Below are 1,712 nucleotides of genomic sequence, written 5' to 3' on the forward strand. Positions count from 1 at the left end.
GTCGTAGAGCGCCTCCAGCGCCGCGACCGCCTTCTTGGCGTCGTCAAAACTCTGCCTGCCGAAAGGCTCCGGCATGACGACCGATTCGATGGCTTGGGGGTAGATTCGCTTTTCCATGGCCCAATATAGGGATTTGGAAGAGCGCTTGGGAGGGGGAGGCGGGCGCGAAGCCCGCCTTGCGGAGTATTTTTCTCTGGCCGTGTCAGCCACGCTGCAGGCTGACCAGCAGCACGAAGCCGATGCCTGCCTTCTTCGGCGTTGGCGCCTCGATGACCGAACCGGCGTCGGCGCGCATCATCGGCACCGCCAGCACAGGAGCGGCAAGCACCATCAGGATGAGCATCGCCCGCGGCAGGAGCCGAAGAGCTTTGAGGGTGGAGGCAGCGATGCGGTTCATGGTGGTCGTTCCGGTTTCGAGTATTCGTCGTTTCAGCGGCCGAAATGGTTCATGCAGTCCAGCCGGCAGGTATCGGCCATTCGCGGTGAGCGCGCCGGACGGCCGGCTTCGGCCACGAGGATGGCGAAGAACATGCCGAACAGGCTCATCAGCAGGCAGACGATGGTGAAGCGGCCGACAAGCATTGGTCTCTCCTTCAATGGCGAGGAGAATGCCCGAACGCCTCTGAACCGGTTCTGAGACCGATATTCATCTGCCGTTCAAATTGGCTGATGGGGTCATGACCGGCCGAAGGCCTGCGAAGTGCCTTGTCCAGCGTTGCGCTCAGAAACGGCGCTCAAAAAGAAAACGGGGCGCCGGGCCCCGTTTTTGTATCGTCATCCGTTCGACTGTCAGAGCTTGTGCCAGGTCTGGGTCTTGCAGATCAGTCCGCCCAGAACGCAGCCGCTCATCTTTAGCGAGGTGCCGGAAAGCGTCGCCTTGCCGGAATAGGTCTTGTCGGTTTCGGGGTCCGTTATGGTGCCGGTGTACTTGTTGTCGCCGGCCGCCTTGAAGGAGCCGATCGTCTTGCCGGCATATTTGCCGGACTTGAGCGTGATGGAAAACGCCCCGCCGCCGGCGATCGCCGCCGTCGATCCGGCCTGCGTCTTCCAATTGCCCTCGATCGGGTCGGCCGACGCGGCGCCTGCCATCATCAAGGTGGCCGCCAGGGCCAGGCTGACTTTTCGAGACATGCTTGTCCTCCCTTTAGGGTTCCGGCGGGCCTCGTCCCGCCTCTCTGTCCCTTACGCAAACGTAAAGCTAATCCAGCCATCGCCAAAACGAAAGCCGTGCCGCGACGGAAGCTTGTAAGGATTTCGGCCGCGTCGGTCGCTGGAAATGAACGGATGGCGAAAAAGGCTTCGGTTTCCGTGGTTAGCGAAGTCTTGATTCCCGCGCCTCAAATTTTCGACGAATTTGGCGCAGATCGGCTGAATTGCTGGATTCCTATGCTTAACGGTTCTTCGCGTTTACCTCTTGTTTTAGCTTTGTTTTCTTCAAATTAAGCAAGCCATTTAACGACGGATTCAAGGCGAGCCGTCATCCTCGAAAGCATCGAAAGAGCGGCCCGCCCAGGGGAATTCCAGGGACAGAAGGAGGCAGCTCTCGGGAGCAGACAGGGGATTGAAATGGCACGCTTTGAAATGCTTGAAGCCGGCTTCGGCGCCATGGGGGCAACTGCCCAGGCCGGCATTCTTTTCGAACTGGGCATGATGTATGCGACCGGCCGCGATTGCGAGACCGACGTCATTGCCGCCCACAAATGGTTCAACAT

Annotated in this window: 3 protein-coding genes and 1 pseudogene; 1 reads left to right on the top strand and 3 read right to left on the bottom strand. The window is 59.6% G+C overall.

What is annotated here, in order from left to right; translation table 11 throughout:
- Positions 1–202: 202 nt before the first annotated feature.
- The 3 genes from EOA60_RS31700 to EOA60_RS31705 all read right to left on the bottom strand — a co-directional run bounded on the left by EOA60_RS31700 (position 203) and on the right by EOA60_RS31705 (position 1,131).
- On the bottom strand, positions 203–397 hold the full coding sequence (locus EOA60_RS31700) for a hypothetical protein (RefSeq protein WP_067321018.1): 195 nt from the start codon (positions 395–397) through the stop codon (positions 203–205).
- A 32-nt stretch (positions 398–429) separates the two neighbouring features.
- Positions 430–582, bottom strand: coding sequence for a hypothetical protein (locus EOA60_RS37905; protein WP_164748458.1), 153 nt, complete (start codon positions 580–582; stop codon positions 430–432).
- A gap of 207 nt (positions 583–789) precedes the next feature.
- Entirely contained in the window at positions 790–1,131 is a 342-nt protein-coding gene (locus EOA60_RS31705) for a DUF2147 domain-containing protein (protein WP_095823699.1), read from the bottom strand.
- Between the two features lie 435 nt (positions 1,132–1,566).
- Between EOA60_RS31705 and EOA60_RS39370 the strand changes: the two are divergent.
- Positions 1,567–1,712: pseudogene (locus EOA60_RS39370) on the top strand (sel1 repeat family protein); the annotation flags it as partial.

This window comes from Mesorhizobium sp. M1A.F.Ca.IN.020.06.1.1 (genome assembly GCF_004023265.1).
In the GTDB taxonomy this organism is placed as follows: Bacteria; Pseudomonadota; Alphaproteobacteria; order Rhizobiales; family Rhizobiaceae; genus Mesorhizobium.